Origin of the sequence: Pseudomonas oryzihabitans (genome assembly GCF_014522265.1) — a bacterium.
GTDB lineage: Bacteria > Pseudomonadota > Gammaproteobacteria > Pseudomonadales > Pseudomonadaceae > Chryseomonas > Chryseomonas aestiva.
The window spans coordinates 2,759,738-2,775,313 of sequence record NZ_CP017024.1; the positions used below are offsets into that span (position 1 = coordinate 2,759,738).

Here is a 15,576-nt window from a genome sequence, read left to right on the forward strand (position 1 = left end):
GTCCGGCCAAAGGCTCTATCCTGAGCCCAATGGGGAGCCGCGTCCATGGGGCGCGGCAGGCCGTAACGGCGGGCAGTATACGCGAGAAGTGGCACAGCGCCCATTTTATACATACAAGAGTGGTGGTAAGGCTGCATGAACCCTCGTCGCCGGAAGGTGTCCCCGGCGCGCCTTTAGGCTAGAATGCACGGCCCCAAAGTGACTTGGCCCCGAGGCTGTCCCCGATGCTGATCCTGCGCGGCGCTCCCGCTCTTTCTTCGTTCCGTCACGGCAAACTTCTCGACCAGCTGACTCGCCTGGTTCCCGGTGTCTCCGGGCTCTATGCCGAGTTCGTTCATTTCGCCGAAGTCGCCGGCACCCTGAGCGCGGAGGAAGAGGGCATCCTCGGCCGACTGCTGCAATACGGCCCCAGCGTCCCCCAGCAGGAACCCAGCGGCGCGCTGTTCCTCATCGTGCCCCGCCTGGGCACCATCTCGCCCTGGTCGAGCAAGGCCACCGACATCGCCCACAACTGTGGCCTGGCGCAGATCGAGCGCCTGGAGCGCGGCGTGGCCTACTATGTCGCCGGCGAACTGGACGCCGCTGCCCACGCGCAGCTGGCCGCCGCCCTGCATGACCGCATGACCCAGCGCGTGCTGCCGACCCTGGACGCCGCCGCCGACATCTTCAGCCATGCCACGCCCAGGCCGCTCACCGCGGTGGACGTGCTCGGCGGTGGTCACGCTGCCCTGGAGCAGGCCAATCTCGAGCTGGGCCTGGCCCTGGCCGATGACGAGATCGACTACCTGGTCAAGAGCTTCACCGCCCTGGGGCGCAATCCCCATGACATCGAACTCATGATGTTCGCCCAGGCCAACTCCGAGCACTGCCGGCACAAGATCTTCAATGCCAGCTGGGACCTCGACGGCGAGAGCCAGGAGAAGTCGCTGTTCGGCATGATCAAGAACACCTTTGAGCTGAACCGCGCCGGCGTGCTGTCCGCCTACAAGGACAACGCCGCGGTCATGGAAGGCTTCACCGCCGGGCGCTTCTACCCCGACGCCGAGTCCCGCGAGTACGGCGCGCACAGCCAGCCCGTGCACATCCTGATGAAGGTGGAGACCCACAACCACCCGACCGCCATCGCCCCCTTCCCCGGCGCCTCCACCGGTTCCGGCGGCGAGATCCGCGACGAAGGTGCCACCGGTCGCGGCTCCAAGCCCAAGGCGGGCCTGACCGGCTTCACCGTCTCCAACCTGAACATCCCCGGTTTCGCGCAGCCCTGGGAACAGCCCTACGGCAAGCCCGAGCGCATCGTCACCCCGCTGGACATCATGATCGAAGGCCCGCTGGGTGGCGCCGCCTTCAACAACGAATTCGGTCGCCCGGCCCTGGCCGGCTACTTCCGCACCTTCGAGCAGCAGGTCGAGACCCCCCGCGGTCCCGAGGTGCGCGGCTATCACAAGCCGATCATGCTCGCCGGCGGCCTGGGCAACATCCGCGCCGACCACGTGCAGAAGGGCGACATCTCGGTGGGCGGCAAGCTCATCGTGCTGGGCGGTCCGGCCATGCTGATCGGCCTGGGCGGCGGCGCGGCCTCGTCCATGTCCACCGGCGCCAGCTCCGCCGACCTGGATTTCGCCTCGGTGCAGCGCGAGAACCCGGAAATGGAGCGCCGCTGCCAGGAGGTCATCGACCGCTGCTGGCAGCTGGGTGAAAACAACCCCATCACCTTCATCCATGACGTGGGTGCGGGCGGCCTGTCCAATGCCTTCCCCGAGCTGGTCAACGATGCCGGTCGCGGTGGTCGTTTCGAATTGCGCAACGTGCCCAATGACGAGCCGGGCATGAGTCCGCTGGAGATCTGGTGCAACGAGTCCCAGGAGCGCTACGTGCTCTCCGTGGACGCCGAGAACTTCGAGACCTTCAAGGCCATCTGCGAACGCGAGCGTTGCCCCTTCGCCGTGGTCGGCGAAGCCACCGAGGAGCGCCAACTGACCGTGGCCGACAGCCACTTCGGCAACAACGCCGTGGACATGCCGCTGGACGTCCTGCTCGGCAAGCCGCCGCGCATGCACCGCAGCGCCACCCGGGAAGCCGAACTGGGCGACGCCTTCGACGGCGCCGGCCTGGACCTGACCGAGTCGGTGGAGCGCGTCCTGCGCCACCCGGCCGTGGCCAGCAAGAGCTTCCTGATCACCATCGGCGACCGCACCATCACCGGCCTGGTCGCCCGCGACCAGATGGTCGGCCCCTGGCAGGTGCCGGTGGCCGACTGCGCCGTGACCGCCACCAGCTTCGACGTCCACACCGGCGAAGCCATGGCCATGGGCGAGCGCACCCCGCTGGCGCTGCTCGACGCGCCTGCTTCCGGCCGCATGGCCATCGGCGAGACCATCACCAACCTGGCCGCCGCGCGCATCGAGAAGCTCGGCGACATCAAGCTGTCCGCCAACTGGATGGCCGCTGCTGGCCACCCCGGCGAAGACGCGCGTCTCTATGAAACCGTCAGGGCGGTGGGCATGGAGCTGTGCCCGCAGCTGGGCATCACCATCCCGGTCGGCAAGGACTCCATGTCCATGAAGACCCGCTGGCAGGACGGTGGCGAAGACAAGAGCGTCACCGCGCCGCTGTCGCTGGTGATCACCGGCTTCGCCCCGGTGCAGGACATCCGTCGCACCCTGACCCCCCAGCTGCGCCTGGACAAGGGCCAGACCGACCTGATCCTCATCGATCTGGGTCGCGGCCAGAATCGCCTGGGCGGCTCCATCCTCGCCCAGACCCACGGCAAGCTCGGCCAGCAGGCCCCCGACGTCGACCAGGCCGAAGACCTCAAGGCCTTCTTCGCGGTGATCCAGGGTCTCAATCAGGACGGCCTGCTGCTGGCCTACCACGACCGTTCCGACGGTGGCCTCATCACCACGGTGGTGGAAATGGCCTTCGCCGGTCACTGCGGCCTGGCCCTGCGCCTGGACGCCTTGGCCGCTGACCGTGACGAGCTGACCCGCGCGCTGTTCGCCGAAGAACTGGGTGCCGTCATCCAGGTGCCCCAGGACTTCACCCACGAGGTGCTGGCCCAGTTCAGCGCGGCCGGTCTGGAAGACTGCGTGGCGGTGATCGGCAACCCGGTCAACGGCTACGAGATCAACATCCACTACCACGACGAGCACCTCTACCGGGCCGAGCGGCGCATGCTGCAGCGCGTCTGGAGCGAGACCAGCTTCCAGATCCAGCGCCTGCGCGACAACGCCGAGTGCGCCCAGCAGGAATTCGATGCCCTGCTGGAAGAGGATCATCCGGGTCTGTCGGCCAAGCTGGCCTACGACCCCAACGAAGACATCTGCGCCCCCTACATCAAGAAGGGCGTGCGGCCGCAGGTCGCCATCCTGCGCGAGCAGGGCGTCAACGGTCAGGTGGAGATGGGCGCGGCCTTCGATCGCGCCGGTTTCGCCGCCATCGACGTGCACATGAGCGACATCCTTTCCGGTCGCATCGACCTGGCGGACTTCAAGGGCGTGGTCGCCTGTGGCGGCTTCTCCTATGGCGACGTCCTCGGCGCCGGCGGTGGCTGGGCCAAGTCCATCCTGTTCAATGCCCGTGCCCGTGACGGCTTCCAGCAGTTCTTCGAGCGCACCGACACCTTCACCCTGGGCGTGTGCAATGGCTGCCAGATGGTCGCCAACTTGCGCGAGCTGGTGCCTGGCAGCGAATTCTGGCCGCGCTTCGTGCGCAACCGCTCCGAGCAGTTCGAGGCGCGGGTGGCCATGGTCCAGGTGCAGGATTCGCCCTCGCTGTTCCTCGCCGGCATGGCCGGGTCGCGGCTGCCCATCGCCATCGCCCACGGCGAAGGCTTCGCCGAGTATCCGGACCAGCAGGCGCTGGTCGCCGCTGACGTCTCCGGCACCGTGGCGCTGCGCTATGTCGATGGCCACAGCAAGGTCACCGAGACCTATCCGGCCAACCCCAACGGCTCGCCGCTGGGCATCACTGGGCTGTCCAGCCAGGACGGTCGCGTCCTGCTGATGATGCCGCACCCCGAGCGCTGCTTCCGGGCCGTGCAGAACTCCTGGATTCCCGCCGACTGGCAGGGCGAGGACGGCGGCTGGATGCGCCTGTTCCGCAATGCGCGGATCTGGGTGGACTGAGGGTTCGGCGTCTGGCCAGGCTTGCTCGACCTGCGGTCGGGTGAGCCTGGCTCATAGGCTCTCTTCCAAACCGACGGCGAGCCACCCGGCATCCGCCGCTGCGCTCTTACCCCCTCTCCCTCAGGGAGAGGGCTGGGGTGAGGGCCACCCAGCCGGAGAGCGCCACCATGCTCAAACTCTGCTTCTATGTCCCGACTCCCACCTGGAAGCCGTCAAGCAGGCGATCTTCGCCGTGGGCGCTGGCCGCATCGGCCTGTACGACAGCTGCTGCTGGCAGGTCCAGGGCCTCGGCCAGTTCCGTCCACTGCCAGGCAGCCAGCCGCACCTGGGCGAGCAGGGCAGTCTCGAACGGGTGGAGGAATGGCGTGTGGAGCTGGTGCTGGCCGACGAACAGATCGCCCGCCAGGCCGTGGCGGCGCTCAAGGCGGCGCATCCCTATGAGACGCCGGCCTATGACGTGGTGCAGGTGCTGGATTTCTAGCCGTCAGGGATAACCCAGAACCGTCCTGATCCGCGGCAATTCACGCTCGACCCAGCGCGGATCCACCGCGCCCCAGTCGCGGATCTCGTAGCCACCGGCGTTATTGCGCGCGCCTTCGCCCTGCACGAACTGACAGTCGATATCCAGATCGGCCAGCGCCAGCAGGGTGTCCTGGGCCGTGCGCCTTGGCATCCCGGTAGCGGCCATCAACGCCGGCACGCTGGTGGCGGTGCCGCTGGACACCAGCCAGGCCACATAGAGCCGGCGATAGAAGCTGGTCTTGGTCTTGCTCACGTCCATGAAAATCTTCCGGTCAAGAAAAAGCCCACCGCGAGGGTGGGCTTCAGGGGCATCAGAGGGTGGCGATGCGCTGCCGCTGTTCCACCAGCTTGGCCAGGGCCTGTTCGGCTTCGGCCAGTTTGGCGCGCTCCTTCTCCAGCACCTCGGCCGGGGCCTTGGCGACGAAGCCTTCATTGGCCAGCTTGCCGCCGACGCGCTTGACCTCGCCCTCCAGGCGGCCGATCTCCTTGTCCAGGCGCGTAAGTTCCGCGTCCTTGTCGATCAGGCCGGCCATGGGCACCAGCACTTCCATCTCGCCCACCAGGGTGGTGGCGGACATCGGCGCTTCCTCGCCGGCGGCCAGGACGCGGACCGATTCCAGCTTGGCCAGCTTGTTCAGCAGCGGCTCGAAGTCGGCCAGGCGGCGCTGGTCCTCGGCACTGGCATTGGCGACGATGATGTCGATGCGCTTGGCCATGGAGATCTTCATCTCGCCACGGATCTGCCGTACGCCCAGCATCAGCGCCTTGACCCACTCGATGTCGCCTTCGGCGGCGGCATCGATGCGCGCCTCGTTGGCCACCGGCCAGGGTTGCAGCATCAGGGTCTCGCCCTGGACACCGGCCGGCGCCTTGAGGCGCTGCCAGATTTCCTCAGTGATGAAGGGCATGAAGGGATGCGCCAGGCGCAGCACCACTTCCAGTACCCGCGCCAGGGTGCGACGGGTGCCGCGCTGACGCTCGATGGAGGCGTTCTCGTCCCACAGCACCGGCTTGACCAGTTCCAGGTACCAGGCGCAGTACTCGTCCCAGACGAATTCGTAGAGCGCCTGGGTGGCCAGGTCGAAACGGAAGGCGTCGAGCTGACGGGTCACCTCGGCCTCGGTGCGTTGCAGCTGGGAGATGATCCAGCGATCCACCGAGGACAGCTCGACCGGTTCGTCGTTGACGCCGGTATCCTGGCCCTCGACGTTCTCCATGACGAAGTTCGCCGCGTTCCACAGCTTGTTGCAGAAGTTGCGGTAGCCCTCGACGCGACCCATGTCGAACTTGACGTCGCGGCCGGTGGTGGCCAGGGAGCAGAAGGTGAATCTCAGGGCATCGGTGCCGTAGCTGGCGATGCCGTCCGGGAATTCGGCGCGGGTCTGCTTGGCGATCTTCTCGGCCAGCTTGGGCTGCATCAGGCCGCTGGTGCGCTTCTCCAGCAGGGTGTCCAGGTCGATGCCGTCGACGATGTCCAGCGGGTCGAGCACGTTGCCTTTGGACTTGGACATCTTCTGGCCCTGGCCATCGCGCACCAGGCCATGGACGTAGACGGTCTTGAACGGGATCTGCCCGGTCAGGTGGGTGGACAGCATGATCATCCGGGCGACCCAGAAGAAGATGATGTCGAAGCCGGTCACCAGCACGTCGGTGGGGTGGAAGGTCTTCAGCGCCTCGGTCTGCTCGGGCCAGCCCAGGGTGGAGAAGGTCCACAGGCCTGAGCTGAACCAGGTGTCCAGCACGTCGTCGTCCTGACGCAGGGCGATGTCACCCAGGTTGTGCTTGGCGCGTACCTCGGCCTCGTCGCGACCGACGTAGACGTTGCCGGCCTGGTCGTACCAGGCGGGAATGCGGTGGCCCCACCAGAGCTGGCGGCTGATGCACCAGTCCTGGATGTCGCGCATCCAGCTGAAGTACATGTTCTCGTACTGCTTGGGCACGAATTGCACCTCGCCGCTCTCGACGACGGCGATGGCCTTCTCGGCCAGGGGCTTGGTGGAAACGTACCACTGGTCGGTCAGCCAGGGCTCGATCACGGTGCCGGAACGGTCGCCCTTGGGCACCTTGAGGGCGTGGTCGTCGATCTTTTCCAGGCGGCCGGCGGCCTCCAGGTCGGCGACGATGCGCTTGCGCGCCTCGAAGCGGTCCAGCCCGGCGTAGGCGGCGGGGAGGGTGGCGTCGAACATGCCGTTGACGCTGCCGTCCAGGTTGAACACCTGGGCGCCGGGGAGGACGGCCGCGTCGGCATCGAAGATGTTGATCAGCGGCAGGTTGTGTCGCTTGCCGACTTCATAGTCGTTGAAGTCGTGGGCCGGGGTGATCTTGACGCAGCCGGTGCCGAATTCGGGGTCGCAGTAGTCGTCGCCGACAATGGGGATGCGCCGGCCCACCAGGGGCAGCTCGACGTACTGGCCGATCAGATCCTTGTAGCGCGGGTCTTCCGGGTGCACGGCCACGGCGGCGTCGCCCAGCAGGGTCTCGGGGCGGGTGGTGGCGACCACCAGATGGTCCATGCCCTCGGCGGTGCGGGCGCCATCGGCCAGCGGATAGCGCAGGTGCCAGAGGTGACCCTTCTCGTCATGGCTTTCCACTTCCAGGTCGGAAATGGCGGTGTGCAGCTTGGTGTCCCAGTTGACAAGGCGCTTGCCGCGATAGATCAGGCCGTCCTCGTGCAGGCGCACGAAGGCTTCCTTGACCGCCTCGGAGAGGCCCTCGTCCATGGTGAAGCGCTCGCGCGACCAGTCCACCGAGGAGCCCAGGCGGCGGATCTGCCGGCTGATATTGCCCCCGGATTCGTTCTTCCATTCCCAGACCTTCTCCAGGAATTTCTCCCGGCCCAGGTCATGGCGCGACAGGCCCTCGGCGCCGATGCGGCGTTCCACCAGCATCTGGGTGGCGATGCCGGCGTGGTCCGTGCCCGGCTGCCAGAGGGTGTTGCGACCCTGCATGCGGCGGAAGCGGATCAGGGCGTCCATGATGGCGTTGTTGAAGCCATGGCCCATGTGCAGGCTGCCGGTCACGTTCGGCGGCGGGATCATGATGGTGTAGGGCTCGCCCGACCCCTGGGGCGCGAAATGGCCCTGGCGTTCCCAGGTCTGGTACCAGGAGGTTTCGATGGCGTGCGGCTGGTAGGTCTTGTCCATGGAGGGGGCTTTTGTCGCTGGAAGAGGAAAGCCTCCGAGTATAGCGACTCCGGCCCGCCGACGGCAGGGCGCCTTGGCGCCCCGCGCTCAGGGACGCTGCAGCAGTTCTTCCAGCCGCTGCTGGAGACGGCGCTGCAATTCGGCCTCCAGGCGTGGCAACTGCTCGTCGAGCAGTTCCTGAAGAATGGCCGGTGCTTCCTGGCGCAGGCGCACCTGGGCCAGGTCTTCATGGGGCGCGCTGGGCGTCACCTCTTCGATCACGTCCGGCACGATCTGGTCGAGCAGCGGCGGAATGGCCTTGAGCCGCTCAGCGCTGGGCGCGATGACATCGGAGAGGATGGGAATGCCATCGGCGCTGCTCGGATGGACCGTGTTACGGCTCTTGTCGAGCACCTGGCGGATGGCTTCGAGGTCTTGCAGGACGTGCGCGGGAGGCTTGGTGCTGGTCATGAAATCAGACACGTGACAGCTGATGGTCCTGTAGAGCATAGCCAAGCTTGCGGTAGAAGCGAAAACCTTCGCGCATCGCCTGGCGGACTTCGGGGCTTCGACGACCACTTCGGCGATCCGAGCGAAACCCGCATGGCAGGGCGGCGGCGCCAGACTGAGGTTGATCAGCAGCTCACCCCTCTGCTCGGCGGGCGTGGTCAGGCCGAGCACCACCGGGCTGTCGCTGGATGTTTCCGCAAGATCATGGGGAATGAAGCTGTCCGGGCGGAAGGCCCACAGCTGGTCATCCAGGCGCTGGCGCTGCTCGGCGTCGGCGAAGTGCACATAGACCGGCATGCCCTGCTTCCAGGCCTTGTCCACCAGCCGACAGGCGAAGGCCAGCCGCGCCGCGGGATCGGTGGAAGGCAGAACATAGAAGTCGACACGGGTCATGGCGGATCACGAAGAAGGGGAGGGAAACGGCAAGGCCGCGACGTAGGGCGTCGCGGCCTTGGGCAGAGGCTTAGGCCTCGGCGGTGCGGTCGAGCAGGTACTGCACCAGCAGCGGGACCGGACGACCGGTGGCGGCCTTGTCCTTGCCGCCGCTGATCCAGGCGGTACCGGCCACGTCCAGGTGCACCCAGGGATAGGCCTTGGCGTAGCGCGCCAGGAAGCAGCCCGCGGTGATGGTGCCGGCCTTGGGGCCGCCGATGTTGGCCATGTCGGCGAAGGGACTGTCCAGCTGCTCCTGGTATTCGTCGTGCAGCGGCAGTTGCCAGACGCGGTCGTCGGCGCGATCGCCGGCCTGCTTGACCTGGTCGATCAGGGCGTCGTCGTTGCCCATCAGGCCCGAGACCAGCGAACCCAGCGCGGTGATGCAGGCGCCGGTGAGGGTGGCGATGTCGATCACCGCCTTGGGCTGGAAGCGCTCGGCGTAGGTGAGGGTATCGCACAGCACCAGGCGGCCTTCGGCGTCGGTGTTTAGGATCTCGATGGTCTGGCCGCTCATGCTGGTGACGATGTCACCCGGACGGGTAGCGGTGCCGCTGGGCATGTTCTCGGCCAGGGCCAGGAGGCCCACCACGTTGATCGCCGGCTTGAGCTCCATGAGGGCGCGGAAGGTGCCCAGGACGCTGGCGGCGCCGCACATGTCGTACTTCATCTCGTCCATGCCGGCGCTGGGCTTGATGCTGATGCCGCCGGTGTCGAAGGTGATGCCCTTGCCGACCAGGGTGTAGGGCTGGGCATTCTTGGACCCGCCCTTGTATTGCAGCACCACCAGGCGCGGCGGCTGGGCGCTGCCCTGGGCCACGGCGAGGAAGGAACCCATGCCCAATTCGCGCATCTTCTTCTCGTCGAGCACCTCGACGGAGAGGCCGGCGTCCTTGAACTGCTTGCCCAGGACCTTGGCCTGATCGGCGACATAGACCGGATTGCAGACGTTTGGCGGCAGGTTGCCGAAGTCCTTGGCGTAGGCGGTGCCGTGGGTGATCGCCAGGGCATGGGCCAGGGCACGCTCGGCCTCCGGCTGGGAGGCCTTGGTGGTGACCAGGGTCAGCTTCTTCAGCGGCCGCGGCTCGGCCTTCTTGCTCTTGAAGCGGTCGAAGACGTAATCGCCATCGGCCAGGGTCTCGGCCAGCAGGCGCAGGCGGGCGTAGCCGTCGCGATTCTTGACCGGCACATCGCCCAGGGCGATGGCGGCGTCGCTGCCGCCCAGGCTCTTGAGCACGCCCAGGGCGCCACTGGCCAGCTTGCGGTACTGACGGTCGGAAAGGCCTTCGGTAGCGCCGCTACCCACCAGCAGCACGCGCTCGGCCTTGATACCGGAAAGATTGGTAAGCAGCAGGGTCTGGCCGGCCTTGCCGGCGATGTCGCCGCGCTTGACGGCCGCGCTCAGGGCGCCGGAAGTGGCAGCGTCCACGGCGCTGGCCGCTGCGTCGAGCGCACCGCCTTCACCGACGGCCACGACCAGCGTGGCGGTTTTCAGGGTTTCCGGACGAGCGTTTTTGACGACGAATTCCATTAGGAGAAGCTCCCCAAGACAAACACATGAGTTCGCAGGATATAATGCGGGGCTTTCGCCAGGGCCTTTCCCGGCGATCGGCCTTCAACGGGTGGGCCTTGCAACGCAAGCCATGCAGCCGAGCTAGTGTGAGCGTTCGCGCCAGAGCCTGACAACCCTGGAGAATCCTGTTTGATCGTCTTCCGCTATCTGTCTCGAGAAGTTCTCACCACCCTCGGTGCGGTCAGTGCCGTGCTGCTGGTGATCATCATGAGCGGCCGCTTCATCAAGTACCTGGCCCAGGCGGCCCAGGGCCTGCTGGATCCGGGTGTGCTGCTGCTCATCATGGCCTACCGCATTCCGGGCTTCCTGCAGCTGATCCTGCCGCTGGGGCTCTTTCTCGGCTTCCTGCTGGCCTATGGCCGACTGTACCTGGATAGCGAGATGACCGTGCTCACCGCCACCGGCCTGAGTCCGCGCCGCCTGCTGGCCTACAGCATGGCGCCCGCCGCGCTGGTGGCCCTGGTGGTCGCCTGGCTGAGTCTGTCGCTGGCGCCCCTGGGCGTGCAGAAGGTCACCACCATCCTCAACCAGCAGGACGCCATGACCGAGTTCGACACCCTCGAACCCGGCCGCTTCCAGTCGCTGCGGGACAACTCGCGGGTCACCTACACCGAGCGCCTCTCGGCGGATCGCAGTCAGCTGGGCGGCGTCTTCATTTCCGAGCGCAATACCTCCACCGTGGGTGGCAAGGACCGTGGCGTAGGCGTGCTGGTGGCCGACACCGGCCGGCAGGAAATTCACCCGGACGGCAGTCGCTACCTGATCCTGCAGAACGGCTTCCGCTACGACGGCGTCCCCGGCCAGGCCGACTACCGCGCGGTGCAGTACGACACCTATGGCGTGCTCCTGCCCAAGCCCGCGGTCAGCGAGGACATTAGCGAGCGTGACGCCGTCACCACCGGCGAACTCATGCGCAGCAACGAGCTGCAGTATCGCGGCGAACTGCAATGGCGGCTGTCGCTGCCGATCCTGGTGTTCATCGTGACCCTCATCGCCGTGCCCCTGGCCAAGGTCAATCCGCGCCAGGGCCGCTTCCTCAAGCTGCTGCCGGCGATCCTGCTGTACATGGCCTACCTGTCGCTGCTGATCGCCGCCCGCGGTGCCCTGGACAAGGGCCGCCTGCCGCCGGCCATCGGTCTGTGGGGCGTGCACCTGCTGTTCCTGGTGCTGGGCCTGCTGCTGGCCTTCTGGGAACCGCTCACGGCGCGTCTGCGCGGTCGCAAGCCGGAGGTAGCGGCATGAACAAGCTCGACTGGTACATAGGGCGCACCGTCTTCGTCAGCATCCTCTCGGTGCTGGGCGTGATCGTCGGTCTGGCCCTGCTGTTCGCCTTCATCGACCAGCTGGGCGACTTCGACGACAACTACGGCGTCGCCGAGGCCCTCAAGTTCGTCCTGCTCACCACGCCGCGGCGGGCCTACGAGATGCTGCCCATGGCTGCGCTCATCGGCTGCCTGATCGGCCTGGGCACCCTGGCCAGCAGCAGCGAGCTGATCGTGATGCGCGCCGCCGGCGTTTCCCTGGGACGCATCGTCTGGGCGGTGATGAAGCCGATGTTCGTGCTGCTCATCGCCGGCATCCTGGTCGGCGAGTACGTGGCGCCCTGGTCGGAGAACCTGGCGCAGAGCGGTCGCGCCCTGGCGCAAAGCGCTGGCAAGGCGCAGAGCTCGCGGCACGGCCTCTGGCATCGCCAGGGCCACGAGTACACCCACGTCAACGCCGTGCAACCCAACGGCCTGCTGCTGGGCGTGACGCGCTACGAATTCGACGACAATCGCCACCTGCTGCAATCCAGCTTCGCCCAGCGCGGTATCTATCGTGGCGATCACTGGGAGCTGGAAAACGTCAGCATCACCGACTTCGGCAATCGCCAGACCAGCGTCCGCCAGGAGCCCAAGGTGATCTGGAACGTCGAGCTGACCCCGCAGGTGCTCGACACCGTGATCATGGAGCCGGATGCGCTGTCGATCTCCGGGCTGTGGTGGTACATCCACTACCTGGCCGACCAGGGTCTGAGCAACAAGAGCTACTGGCTGGCGTTCTGGTCGAAGATCTTCCAGCCGCTGGTGACCGCCGCCCTGGTGCTGATGGCGATCTCCTTCATCTTCGGCCCGCTGCGCTCGGTGACCCTGGGTCAGCGGATCTTCACCGGCGTGATCATCGGCTTCGCCCTGCGGATCTTCCAGGACCTGCTGGGACCGTCCAGCCTGGTATTCGGCTTTTCGCCGCTGCTGGCCGTGCTGGCGCCGGCGCTGCTCTGCGCCGTGGCTGGGGTGCTGTTGCTGCGACGGGCCGGCTAGCGCCGCCCGGCGGCGCCGCTCGCTAGGCGGCGCCCTTGCTCGCTGCCGGCTGCGGCTGCAACCAGCCGGCGTGCGCTTCGCAGAAGTTCAGGATCCGCTGCACCCGGCGGATCTGATCCCGGTGGCGGCATTCGCCCACCACGGTACGCACCAGCAGATCGACGTTCTGCATGTGGATCAGGCGCAGATCCGCGCTCATGTCGGGGCAGGCTTCCATCTCGTCAATGCGCGTCTCGCAACGCGAGAGCAGCCGCTCGATGAAGGCCGGAGAGAAGCGGGCGGGGGCTGGGCCGTTTCCAGGTCCTTGACCGCCACCTGGGAGAGGGGGGAGAGCGTTTCCATGCACAAGATCTCGCGTCCGTATCGATGTCTTACTATTGCATGCTTTGCCCCTGCGTTTCAGCTGCCGGTGGTCAGCTGGCTATCCGGTCATTTGCGGGGCTCAGCGCGGATGTCCGGGCACTTCTGTCGCCACGTCGAGCAGCGCTGAACGCGCCTTAAGATAAGACTGCTTCTGCTGCAAGTCGGCCGGATGATCGATGGTGAGCCCGGCCAGATAGCTCTGCCAGGCGGCCAGATAGGCCTTCTGCGCATTGCGCAGCAGTCGATCCTGGCCGGCGGGTAACTGGTCCGTAGCAGACTTCTCTTCGGCAGCGGCCCGGGTCTGGCAACTGCTCAGCCGCTGACGAAAGTCCGCCAGCCGCCCTTGCTCGCCCGCCAGGCGAGCGTTGTTGCCATGCAGCACCAGCAATTCGCAACCATAGAGCGCACTGTGCAACCGGGCCTGCAGCGTCCAGCTGGGCGAGCGATCCAGGTCGATAGCTGCACCGGCTGGCTGGGCCGGTTGCTGCACGGCGCAGCCACCCAGGATCAGCAGTAGGACGAGCAGCAGGGGAGGGCTCAGACGCATCTTCCGGTCTCGGTAAGCCTTTGGCAGGCGCCAGCCTAGTGGTAACGCTGCCATTCCCGATACTTGTCCATCAGATAGTTGCCGACAGGCTGCCGCTTCTGGCAGTCCTCGCCGCTCAGCGGACTCGGCTCGCAAAGCGGGCCGGCATCGCTGTAGTGACTGCAGCCGGACAGCAGTAGCGCAAGGCCAAGCAATATCCATTTCAAAAGGCATCCTTCCCTACGATGAAAGCGGGAGTGGGGTGATCAAGAGCGTGCCCGATCAGTGGGAGTCGGCGCATTGGAAGGTACAGGAACCGCACTTAATGCAATGCTGCGTACCTTCGGAATTCGTCCAATCTGTATCGCTTGGCCGTCTTGCCGCCCGGGTAACATACCCTTCCTGCCCCGGGTAATGGCCGTCATGCAACTGAGCGACATTCCATTCGGGACCACTGACTGGTCGAAAATCGAACCTGTAGTCCATGTGGGAACGACCGGCTTGGCGCTTTGGCGTACCTGCCAGTTTGGGGCAATACGAGTCCGCATGGTCGAGTACAGTGAGGGTTACCTTGCCGATCACTGGTGCAGCAAGGGACACATCCTGCTTTGCCTGGAGGGTCGGCTGGATACCGAGCTGGCCGATGGTCGCGTCTTCACCTTGACCGCCGGCATGAGTTACCAGGTGGCCGACAATGCAGAGGCTCACAGATCCTCGACCGCGATTGGGGCTAGGTTATTCGTCTTGGATTGAGGCTCGTATCGACGCCGCGACCAGGGCGCACCAGGCACAAAAAAACCGCCTCAAGGGGCGGTTTCTTCAGTTTCCATGCCTTTCAGAGGCGGCCTGGAAGGTACAACTTGGTGCCCCGGGGGAGACTCGAACTCCCACTCCTTTCGGAAACGGATTTTGAATCCGCCGCGTCTACCGGTTCCGCCACCGGGGCAATGGCGGCGGAGTATAGGGACGCGGGCAGGCCCGGTCAATCCAAAGTGCTTTGGTGAAAAAGGTCGCTTCCGGTAAGCTGTGCGGCCTTTCGAGATCTACCTGCCATGCACGTCGCCGACTTCCATTTCGACCTCCCCGAATCCCTCATCGCCCGTCATCCGCTGGCCGAGCGCCGCGGCAGTCGATTGCTGGTGCTCGACGGCCCCAGCGGTGAGCTGAGTCATCGCCACTTCGCCGATCTGCTGGGTTATCTGCGACCCGGCGACCTGATGGTGTTCAACGACACCCGGGTGATACCCGCGCGGCTGTTCGGCCAGAAGGCCAGTGGCGGCAAGCTGGAGATCCTGGTGGAGCGGGTGCTGGACGAAGAGCGGGTGTTGGCCCATGTGCGTTCCAGCAAGTCGCCCAAGCCGGGCAGCCGCCTCCTCATCGACGGCGGCGCCGAGGCCGAGATGGTGGCGCGCCACGAGGCGCTGTTCGAATTGAAGTTCGCCGAGCCGGTGCTGCCGCTGCTGGAGCGGGTCGGTCACATGCCGCTGCCGCCCTATATCGACCGGCCCGACGAAGCCGAGGATCGCGAGCGCTACCAGACCGTCTATGCGCGCAATGCCGGCGCCGTGGCCGCGCCCACCGCCGGGTTGCACTTCGACGAGCCGCTGTTGGAGGCCATCCGCGCCAAGGGCGTGGCGACCGCCTTCGTCACCCTGCACGTCGGTGCCGGTACCTTCCAGCCGGTGCGGGTGGAAAAGATCGAAGACCACCACATGCACCGCGAGTGGCTGCAGGTCGACCAGGCCGTGGTGGATGCCGTGGCCGCCTGTCGCGCCCGTGGCGGCCGGGTGGTCGCGGTCGGCACCACCAGCGTGCGTTCGCTGGAAAGCTCTGCCCGTGACGGCGAGCTCAAGGCCTTCGCTGGCGAGACGGACATCTTTCTCTATCCCGGCCGGCCCTTCCACGTGGTCGATGCGCTGGTGACCAACTTCCACCTGCCCGAGTCGACCCTGCTGATGCTGGTGTCGGCCTTCGCCGGTTACCGCGAGACCATGGCCGCCTATGCCACGGCCGTGGCCGAGGGCTATCGCTTCTTCAGTTATGGCGACGCCATGTTCATCACCCGCAATCCCGGGGCCCAGGGCCCGGAGAGCTGATATGAGTT

At 66.2% G+C, this 15,576-nt stretch carries 12 protein-coding genes, 1 tRNA gene and 2 pseudogenes; 6 read left to right on the top strand and 9 right to left on the bottom strand.

Translation table 11 applies throughout. The annotated features are described in order from the left end of the window. Nucleotides 1-224: 224 nt before the first annotated feature. Nucleotides 225-4,124, top strand: a complete 3,900-nt coding sequence (gene purL, locus BGI51_RS12785; RefSeq protein ID WP_187978565.1) for a phosphoribosylformylglycinamidine synthase — start codon at nt 225-227, stop codon at nt 4,122-4,124. A 167-nt stretch (nt 4,125-4,291) separates the two neighbouring features. Then, a pseudogene (locus tag BGI51_RS12790) lies at nt 4,292-4,605 on the top strand (NGG1p interacting factor NIF3). Nucleotides 4,606-4,608: 3 nt separating this feature from the next. On the opposite strand, the gene BGI51_RS12795 reads toward BGI51_RS12790, so the two are convergent. From BGI51_RS12795 to BGI51_RS12815, 5 genes and pseudogenes are all read right to left on the bottom strand, one after another. Then, the gene (locus BGI51_RS12795; protein ID WP_187978566.1) at nt 4,609-4,905 is read right to left on the bottom strand and encodes a winged helix-turn-helix domain-containing protein; all 297 of its coding nucleotides are present in this window, start codon (nt 4,903-4,905) and stop codon (nt 4,609-4,611) included. A gap of 52 nt (nt 4,906-4,957) precedes the next feature. Beyond that, nucleotides 4,958-7,789 carry a valine--tRNA ligase gene (locus BGI51_RS12800; RefSeq protein ID WP_187978567.1) on the bottom strand — a complete coding sequence of 944 codons (2,832 nt, stop codon included), beginning with the start codon at nt 7,787-7,789 and terminating at the stop codon, nt 4,958-4,960. An 87-nt stretch (nt 7,790-7,876) separates the two neighbouring features. Then, complete coding sequence (locus BGI51_RS12805; protein ID WP_187978568.1) at nt 7,877-8,239, bottom strand: hypothetical protein; 363 nt, start codon at nt 8,237-8,239, stop codon at nt 7,877-7,879. Between the two features lie 4 nt (nt 8,240-8,243). Continuing rightward, a pseudogene (locus BGI51_RS12810) lies at nt 8,244-8,671 on the bottom strand (DNA polymerase III subunit chi). A 70-nt stretch (nt 8,672-8,741) separates the two neighbouring features. Beyond that, nucleotides 8,742-10,241: a leucyl aminopeptidase gene (locus tag BGI51_RS12815; RefSeq protein WP_187978569.1), complete on the bottom strand. Its 1,500-nt coding sequence runs from the start codon at nt 10,239-10,241 to the stop codon at nt 8,742-8,744. A 171-nt stretch (nt 10,242-10,412) separates the two neighbouring features. On the opposite strand from BGI51_RS12815, the gene lptF reads away from it, so the two are divergent. Continuing rightward, complete coding sequence (gene lptF / locus BGI51_RS12820) at nt 10,413-11,525, top strand: LPS export ABC transporter permease LptF (RefSeq protein ID WP_187978570.1); 1,113 nt, start codon at nt 10,413-10,415, stop codon at nt 11,523-11,525. Continuing rightward, the gene (gene lptG / locus BGI51_RS12825) at nt 11,522-12,583 is read left to right on the top strand and encodes an LPS export ABC transporter permease LptG (RefSeq protein ID WP_187978571.1); all 1,062 of its coding nucleotides are present in this window, start codon (nt 11,522-11,524) and stop codon (nt 12,581-12,583) included. Before lptF ends, lptG begins: the two co-directional genes overlap by 4 nt. A 22-nt stretch (nt 12,584-12,605) precedes the next feature. Here the strand turns inward: lptG and BGI51_RS12830 are convergent, their stop codons facing one another. The 3 genes from BGI51_RS12830 to BGI51_RS12840 all read right to left on the bottom strand — a co-directional run bounded on the left by BGI51_RS12830 (nt 12,606) and on the right by BGI51_RS12840 (nt 13,699). Further along, a complete protein-coding gene (locus BGI51_RS12830) occupies nt 12,606-12,782 on the bottom strand; it encodes a hypothetical protein (RefSeq protein ID WP_187978572.1) in 177 nt (58 codons plus the stop codon). Between the two features lie 243 nt (nt 12,783-13,025). Then, on the bottom strand, nt 13,026-13,493 hold the full coding sequence (locus tag BGI51_RS12835) for a hypothetical protein (RefSeq protein WP_187978573.1): 468 nt from the start codon (nt 13,491-13,493) through the stop codon (nt 13,026-13,028). Nucleotides 13,494-13,528: 35 nt separating this feature from the next. Beyond that, nucleotides 13,529-13,699 carry a hypothetical protein gene (locus tag BGI51_RS12840; RefSeq protein ID WP_187978574.1) on the bottom strand — a complete coding sequence of 57 codons (171 nt, stop codon included), beginning with the start codon at nt 13,697-13,699 and terminating at the stop codon, nt 13,529-13,531. 196 nt (nt 13,700-13,895) lie between these two features. On the opposite strand from BGI51_RS12840, the gene BGI51_RS12845 reads away from it, so the two are divergent. Continuing rightward, nucleotides 13,896-14,225, top strand: coding sequence for a DHCW motif cupin fold protein (locus BGI51_RS12845; RefSeq protein WP_187978575.1), 330 nt, complete (start codon nt 13,896-13,898; stop codon nt 14,223-14,225). A gap of 108 nt (nt 14,226-14,333) precedes the next feature. On the opposite strand, the gene BGI51_RS12850 is transcribed toward BGI51_RS12845, so the two are convergent. After that, nucleotides 14,334-14,418: transfer RNA gene (locus tag BGI51_RS12850), tRNA-Leu, on the bottom strand. A gap of 106 nt (nt 14,419-14,524) precedes the next feature. Here BGI51_RS12850 and queA point away from each other — a divergent pair. Then, nucleotides 14,525-15,568, top strand: a complete 1,044-nt coding sequence (queA, locus tag BGI51_RS12855) for a tRNA preQ1(34) S-adenosylmethionine ribosyltransferase-isomerase QueA (RefSeq protein WP_187978576.1) — start codon at nt 14,525-14,527, stop codon at nt 15,566-15,568. Nucleotides 15,569-15,576 lie beyond the last annotated feature (8 nt).

Excerpts from the sequence above, each read along its gene's own strand:
- purL (WP_187978565.1), top strand. The coding sequence starts at position 225 with ATGCTGATCCTGCGCGGCGCTCCCGCTCTTTCTTCGTTCCGTCACGGC.
- BGI51_RS12795 (WP_187978566.1), bottom strand. The coding sequence starts at position 4,905 with ATGGACGTGAGCAAGACCAAGACCAGCTTCTATCGCCGGCTCTATGTG.
- BGI51_RS12800 (WP_187978567.1), bottom strand. The coding sequence starts at position 7,789 with ATGGACAAGACCTACCAGCCGCACGCCATCGAAACCTCCTGGTACCAG.
- BGI51_RS12805 (WP_187978568.1), bottom strand. The coding sequence starts at position 8,239 with ATGACCAGCACCAAGCCTCCCGCGCACGTCCTGCAAGACCTCGAAGCC.
- BGI51_RS12815 (WP_187978569.1), bottom strand. The coding sequence starts at position 10,241 with ATGGAATTCGTCGTCAAAAACGCTCGTCCGGAAACCCTGAAAACCGCC.
- lptG (WP_187978571.1), top strand. The coding sequence starts at position 11,522 with ATGAACAAGCTCGACTGGTACATAGGGCGCACCGTCTTCGTCAGCATC.
- BGI51_RS12830 (WP_187978572.1), bottom strand. The coding sequence starts at position 12,782 with ATGAGCGCGGATCTGCGCCTGATCCACATGCAGAACGTCGATCTGCTG.
- BGI51_RS12835 (WP_187978573.1), bottom strand. The coding sequence starts at position 13,493 with ATGCGTCTGAGCCCTCCCCTGCTGCTCGTCCTACTGCTGATCCTGGGT.
- BGI51_RS12845 (WP_187978575.1), top strand. The coding sequence starts at position 13,896 with ATGCAACTGAGCGACATTCCATTCGGGACCACTGACTGGTCGAAAATC.
- queA (WP_187978576.1), top strand. The coding sequence starts at position 14,525 with ATGCACGTCGCCGACTTCCATTTCGACCTCCCCGAATCCCTCATCGCC.